This is a genomic window from Halobacterium bonnevillei (assembly GCF_009831555.1).
In the GTDB taxonomy this organism is placed as follows: Archaea; Halobacteriota; Halobacteria; order Halobacteriales; family Halobacteriaceae; genus Halobacterium; species Halobacterium bonnevillei.
Genome location: NZ_WUUU01000169.1, coordinates 1 through 6,249, shown reverse-complemented (window position 1 = coordinate 6,249; position 6,249 = coordinate 1). Strand labels below are relative to the sequence as shown.

General features: G+C 68.2%; 6 protein-coding genes and 1 pseudogene. 4 read left to right on the top strand and 3 right to left on the bottom strand.

The annotated features are described in order from the left end of the window. Positions 1–334: 334 nt before the first annotated feature. Positions 335–973, bottom strand: a pseudogene (locus GRX66_RS15380) (DHH family phosphoesterase); the annotation flags it as partial. Positions 974–1,028: 55 nt separating this feature from the next. Beyond that, entirely contained in the window at positions 1,029–1,214 is a 186-nt protein-coding gene (locus GRX66_RS15375) for a hypothetical protein (RefSeq protein WP_159527334.1), read from the bottom strand. A 217-nt stretch (positions 1,215–1,431) separates the two neighbouring features. Between GRX66_RS15375 and GRX66_RS15370 the strand changes: the two genes are divergently transcribed. The 4 genes from GRX66_RS15370 to GRX66_RS15355 all read left to right on the top strand — a co-directional run bounded on the left by GRX66_RS15370 (position 1,432) and on the right by GRX66_RS15355 (position 5,626). Beyond that, on the top strand, positions 1,432–2,685 hold the full coding sequence (locus tag GRX66_RS15370) for a halocyanin domain-containing protein (protein WP_159527333.1): 1,254 nt from the start codon (positions 1,432–1,434) through the stop codon (positions 2,683–2,685). Positions 2,686–2,688: 3 nt separating this feature from the next. Next, positions 2,689–3,207: a cytochrome c oxidase subunit II gene (locus GRX66_RS15365; protein WP_159527332.1), complete on the top strand. Its 519-nt coding sequence runs from the start codon at positions 2,689–2,691 to the stop codon at positions 3,205–3,207. Beyond that, on the top strand, positions 3,204–4,898 hold the full coding sequence (locus GRX66_RS15360; RefSeq protein WP_325064145.1) for a b(o/a)3-type cytochrome-c oxidase subunit 1: 1,695 nt from the start codon (positions 3,204–3,206) through the stop codon (positions 4,896–4,898). Before GRX66_RS15365 ends, GRX66_RS15360 begins: the two co-directional genes overlap by 4 nt. A gap of 89 nt (positions 4,899–4,987) precedes the next feature. Beyond that, positions 4,988–5,626: a hypothetical protein gene (locus GRX66_RS15355; protein ID WP_159527331.1), complete on the top strand. Its 639-nt coding sequence runs from the start codon at positions 4,988–4,990 to the stop codon at positions 5,624–5,626. 62 nt (positions 5,627–5,688) lie between these two features. Here the strand turns inward: GRX66_RS15355 and GRX66_RS15350 are convergent. Beyond that, a partial coding sequence (locus tag GRX66_RS15350) for a DUF5915 domain-containing protein (RefSeq protein ID WP_233745564.1) occupies positions 5,689–6,249 on the bottom strand: 561 nt, incomplete at its 5' end.

Genomic DNA, 6,249 nt, shown 5'->3' with positions numbered 1-6,249 from the left:
GTGCGGACCGACCGCGAGAAGATGGAAGTGCGCCAGGACCACCTCTCAGGGAGCTGGATGTAACAATGACAGACATTTTAACAACCGTCATCGTAGAGCCCTCCTGCGATTATTCCCAGCGAGTCCACTTCTCTCGGAACGCTAGTGACGAGCGATTCGCGCGTCGCTGGCCGTTGCACCGCGTGACGGGGACGATTCAGGATTTGGAGGTTAGCTACACGCGTTTGCTCGGACCCAGCGGTCCGGCGACGCGCTCGGACGTCTGTAACGGTTGGTTGTCGTCGATACGGAGGTTCCCGGTCCCGTGGGAGAGCTGCCCAGCGGCTGGGTGTGCTCATGGGTCCGAGTCGGTGTCGAGGTCCAGCTTCGCGAGGAGGCGGCCGGTGATGACTTCTTCGACGATGGCGAGCAACTGTCCGTCGTTCGTCGTGTAGTCGGCGAAGATACCGAGCGGGATCTCACCGCCCGCCACGTCGTGGTGGCCCCCGGCGGCTCCGACGTCGCCGAACGTCTCGTTGAGTACGTCACCGACGTGGATTCGTGGGTCCGGCGACCGTGCACTGAGGTGAATGGCTTCGTTGACGATGCCGAAGACGATGACGGTGTCGACGCCTTCCAGGGTTTCGAGGTAGTCGGCTGCCTGCGGGATCGCGTCCCGTTCGGACGTCCGACCGACGTGCGAGATGAGCACCGACGCCTTCGTCTCCCGGTTGGTGATCGCCGTCGCGATGGCGTCGATGGTGTGGCCAGTGACCGACGGTCTGGAGAGCCGTCGGAGCAGCTCCTGGTCCGTGTCGTCGTGCAGGTACTCCGCCGCGGCGTACTCCTCGCTGGTCGTCCCGCGAAGGAAGTCGAGGGTTTCGCGACGGATGGCGAACAGGAGCGCTGTCGCGAGCACGGCGTCGACCGCGATGTCGAGGGTTCGAACGTACTCGGTGAGGATCGTCGCGACCGCCCCGATTTCCTCGCGGTGGCACGCCGCTGTCGGCCGCGAGTGGCACCGCCGGGAACCACGTCATCCGGCGACGCTACCCGGTAACGTGTCCGGTCTCGCGTTCCTCCGGGCCGAACACGTAGTACAGGCAGGCCGCGATGAGCACGACGTTCAGGAGTGCGACGACCGCCCACAGCGACTGGCCGACGGCGTAGACGGCGACCGGGACGAGTGTGAGCAGCGCCAACCCTGCCGCGAGGTGCTGTACCTGGACGTTCATGCCTGCGCATTCGTGACGAACCGTGTAAACGTTTTGCAGGCGTTCCGAAATCCCGGGAACGGGGGCGCCTTTTTTATCAGATACGGCGCAACACCTCGGTGGGACAACGTATGGGCACGAGCAACCGCACGCATATACGCGGCGGCCAGGGTCGGGACACGCCACGGGAGGGCGCAGCCCGGCGGGTCGCCTGGACATTCTCTGGGAGGTGTACCGCATGAGGGACGCAATCGCGGACGAAACGTACTCGCGACGTGGCGTCCTCCGCGCGACGGCCGGCACGGCGGCCGCGGCCGCACTCGGCAGCGCAGCGACGGGGTCAGCCGCCGGCCAGACCGACTTCGACGGCTGGTTCACGGACGACGCGCCGGGCGGGACGACGGACAACTACGACGGCGAGGTCGTCGACCGGACCGGCGAGGACGAGGTCACGGTGACGGTGGGCGCGGACGGGAACGGCGGCACGTTCGCGTTCGAACCCGCGGCAGTCCGGATTTCGCCGGGGACGACGGTGACCTTCGAGTGGGTGTCGGACACGCACAACGTCGCGGTCGAATCTCAGCCGGACGACGCGGGCTGGGAGGGGCACGACCCCATCGAGAACTCGGGCTTTTCGTTCTCGTCGACGTTCGAGACGCTCGGCGTCTACAAGTACTACTGCGACCCGCACCTCAGCGTCGGGATGAAAGGCGCCATCGTCGTCGCGGAGGGCGGCGGCGAACAGGAAGACGCCGTCCCCGCCGAGTACGGCGACTGGTTCACGGACGACGCGCCGGGCGGCGCCGTCGACAACTACGACGGGGAGACGGTCGACCGGACCGGCGAGGACGAGGTCACGGTGACGGTGGGCGCGGACGGGAACGGCGGCACGTTCGCGTTCGACCCGCCCGCACTCCGCGTGTCGCCGGGGACGACGGTGACCTTCGAGTGGGTGTCGGACACGCACAACGTCGTGGTCGAATCCCAGCCGGAGGACGCCGCCTGGGAGGGCCACGAACCCATCGAGAACACGGGATTCTCGTTCTCCGCGACGCTCGACACCCGCGGCGTCTACAAGTACTACTGTGAGCCACACCTCAGCGTCGGGATGAAGGCGGCAATCGTCGTCGGGCCCGCACCCGCCGAAGACGGCGGTGGCGGCCCGGCGGGGACGACGACGCCGTTCAGCCCGCTGCTGGGCACGGTGTTCGCGGGCGCTGTCGCTGCCGCGATGCTCCTCCCGGTGCTCGCCGGGTACTACCGCCGCGACCAGCCGGAGACCCCGGAGTACGACGACGGCGTCGAGGGCGAACCGGGCGCCGGAACGCAGGAAGCGCCGGTCGAAGAGCCGGTCGAGGAACTCGACCACGACGAGTACGACCCCATGGGGACCGCCGCACTCGTGGCGGTGTACTTCCTGATACTCGTCGCGATGTGGGTGTTCATGTACTTCGTGGAGTTCCTCGGGAACGAACTCACGGTGATCGGGTGAACCATGGAGATACATCGATTCGAGAAACTCTGGTTGGTCGCGTCGCTGCTGTTGATTGCCGGGTTCGTCGCGACCATCGTGTACGGCGCGGTCGGCGCCGGCGTCGCGATGGTCGACAACTCGGGCGGCCAGGTGGCCGCCTCGGACCCGACGGCGTCGTCCGACTTCCGCGACCCCGGCGTCTACCAGACTGGCGACGGCGAGTACGACGTCTACGTCGTCGCGCGCCAGTTCTCGTTCACGCCGGGCTCCGGCACCCCCATCCGGGTGCCCGAGGGCTCCGAAGTGACGTTCCACATCGCGAGCAGGGACGTCACGCACGGCTTCAACGTCGTCGGGACGAACCTCAACACGATGGTGATTCCGGGCCAGGTGGCGCAGCTCACCGTGGAGTTCGACGACGCGCGCAGCTACCACGTCGCGTGCAACGAGTACTGCGGGGCCGCCCACCACGACATGACCGGGACCATCGAGGTCGTCCCGGCGGAGGACTTCGACGAATCGGAGGTGGCTGAGGCGTGACGTACGTCGACGACTACCCCGGCGCCGCGAAACTCGTGCGGTGGCACTTCGGCGTCGCGTTCATCGCGTTCGCCCTCGGCGGCGTGTTCGGCCTGCTGCAGGGCCTCTACCGCACCGACTACTTCCGGGAGGCGCTCCCGATCGACGCAACCCAGTACTACACGGTCCTGACCGGACACGGCGTCCTGCTCGCGCTCGTGTTCACGACGTTCTTCATCTGCGGGATGTTCGTGTGGGCGACCACCCGCAGCCTCGACCGGCCGCTGTACAGCGACCGCCTCGCGTGGGTCGGGTTCGGGTCGATGTTCGTCGGCACCGCGCTGGCGGCGACGGCCATCCTCAACGGCTTCGCGCCCGGCCTGCCGTTCGACTCCGCGGACGTCCTGTACACGTTCTACGCGCCGCTGAAGGCCCATCCCGCGTTCTACTTCGGGGCCGCGCTGCTCGTCGTCGGGTCGTGGATTCTCGGCGCCGTCTACTTCCTGACGTACCGCGAGTGGCGCGCCGACAACCCCGACGCGCGCATCCCGCTGCAGACGTTCATGGTGCTCACCACGTTCATCATGTGGTACGTCTCCTCGGTCGGGGTCGCCGTCGAAGTGGTTGTCTTCCTGATCCCGTGGTCGCTGGGCTGGATCGGGCAGGTCGACCCGCTGTTGACGCGGTCGCTGTTCTGGTACTTCGGCCACCCGGTCGTGTACTTCTGGCTGCTGCCCGGCTACCTGGCGTGGTACACGCTCCTGCCGAAGTTCGCGGGCGGCCGCCTGTTCAGCGACCCCCTGGCGCGCGTCGTGTTCGTGCTGTTCGTGTTGCTGTCGACGCCGGTCGGGTTCCACCACCAGTACATCGACCCCGGCATCGCGGACGGCTTCAAGTTCATCGCGATGACGAACACGATGATGCTGCTGTTGCCGTCCCTGTTGACTGCGTTCACCGTGGTCGCGTCGGTCGAACACGGCGCCCGACAGCGCGGCGGCGACGGCTACCTCGGGTGGCTGCGCGCGCTCCCGTGGGACGAACCCGCGTTCGCGGGCACCGCGCTCGCCGGCCTGATGTTCGCCGCCGGCGGGTTCTCCGGCATGATCAACGCCGGGATGAACATCAACTACCTCATCCACAACACCATCTGGGTGCCCGGCCACTTCCACCTCACCGTCGGCACCGCGTTCGCGCTCACCGCGATGGCGGTCAGCTACTGGCTGGTCCCGCAGCTCACGGGCAAGCCACTCCGGCACCGCCGTCTGGCGAGCATCCAGCCGTACGTCTGGTTCGTCGGCATGACGCTGATGTCGAACGCGATGCACCGCGGCGGCCTCGCTGGCCTGCCGCGGCGCACCGCCGAACCCGTCGGTGACGCGGGCGCGTCGGCGTTCGACACGGTGTTCAGCACCATCGCCGAGATCCGCCTCCAGATCGCGCTCGGAGCGACGCTGCTGGTGGTCGCGCTGCTCATGTTCCTCGTCGTGATGCTCGGGACGTGGCTGTCGCGGCCCGGCGTTTCGGCGCTGTCCGTGAACGGCCACATCCCGGAGCCGCTGTCCGGCGCGTCGAACGGCCCGCGCGTGCTCGACAACCTCAAGCTGTGGACCGGCATCGCCGTCGTCCTCGTGCTGCTGGCGTACGGCGTCCCGCTCGGGAGCATGGTCGCGGACGGCATCCTGAACCCCGGTGCGTCGCCGTTCCCGGTGTAGGCCACCACCACCCCGCGGTCGTTCCGCACTCGCAACCGAACACCACTCACTGATGTCACGACCACCACGCTCGCACCGCTACACCCACGATGAGTGACGAGGACAGCCGCGACGACGCCGACGAGGTCGAGGGTCCGGAGGGGACGGGCCAGGAGCCCGACGAAAGCGCCCCCAGCGAATCCGAGGAGCCCGAGGACGAAGTGCTGTTGAGTCGACGCTGGGTGATCCGCATCCTGGTCGGTCTCGGCCTCGGCATCCCCATCGCCATCGAAGCGAGGACGCTGGTGGGAATCGTGGCGTCCTGGCTGTTCGGGGACGGCGAGGAACCCGCGACGACGACCCAACAGACGACGGCCGAGCCGACGACGTCCATCGGCGAGGAACTACTCCCGGCGACGGAGCCCGCGGACACCCTCGAGGACGCGTGGGTGCAACTCCGCGACGACTCCTGGCGCTTCGAGGTTGTCGTCAGCGTCGAGAACACGGCGGACGCACCATACACGCTGGAACTCGGCGCGGTGACGACGGACGCCGGCACCCGCGTCGGCGGGACCGAGTCCTCGGGCCGCGTCGAACCCGGCGCGTCACAGACAGTCACGAGCGCGTGGTCGCTGCCGTCCGGCGAAGACCCGGAACTCCTCGCGGTCACTGGCATCACGCACGCGGAATCCGGCGACGAACGGGTCGAGCGCGACGTCCGACTCGGGAACATCCCGTTCCGGGGTTGAGAGTCGGTCGCCGCAGCCGGCTCACCTGACAGGAATCCAGCGCCGCGCCACCGCTGTCTCGTTCAGAGCGGCTCGATCTCCAGCGCCAGCTTCGTGCCCTCGACGTCCCACTCCTCCCGGTAGCCGTCCTCGACGTCCGCGAGCTCGCGGGCGCGGGTCTCCTCCGCGATGAGGTCCTCGTGCTCGGAGACGAGGCGCGCGACGCGGTCGTCGAACACCGCCACGTCGAGGCGGATCTCGGCGTCCATCTCGAGGTCGAGGTCCTTGCGCATCTCCTGGACGCGGCGGATGACCTCGCGGGCGTACCCCTCGCTCTCGACGTCCTCGTCGAGTTCCGCGTCCACGTAGACGGTGCCACCGTAGGACTCGCTTCGCTCGTCCGACGAGCCCCCGCTCGCAGCACTCGCGGGCCCCCCGTCGAAGTCGACGCCCGCGACGTGCTCGGGCGGTTCTTCCTCGAACGACACCATCTCCGGGGTGAGTTCGACGTCCCGGCCGAGGGCGTCGCTGACCTGGTCGGCGAGCGCGTCGAGGTCCGCGGACTCGACGTGCGCGTCGTTGAGGGCTTGCATCACCTCGCCGGCGTCGTCGCCGAAGGCGGGGCCGAGCACGCTCATGTCGGC

Excerpts from the sequence above, each read along its gene's own strand:
- GRX66_RS15375 (WP_159527334.1), bottom strand. The coding sequence starts at position 1,214 with ATGAACGTCCAGGTACAGCACCTCGCGGCAGGGTTGGCGCTGCTCACA.
- GRX66_RS15370 (WP_159527333.1), top strand. The coding sequence starts at position 1,432 with ATGAGGGACGCAATCGCGGACGAAACGTACTCGCGACGTGGCGTCCTC.
- GRX66_RS15365 (WP_159527332.1), top strand. The coding sequence starts at position 2,689 with ATGGAGATACATCGATTCGAGAAACTCTGGTTGGTCGCGTCGCTGCTG.
- GRX66_RS15355 (WP_159527331.1), top strand. The coding sequence starts at position 4,988 with ATGAGTGACGAGGACAGCCGCGACGACGCCGACGAGGTCGAGGGTCCG.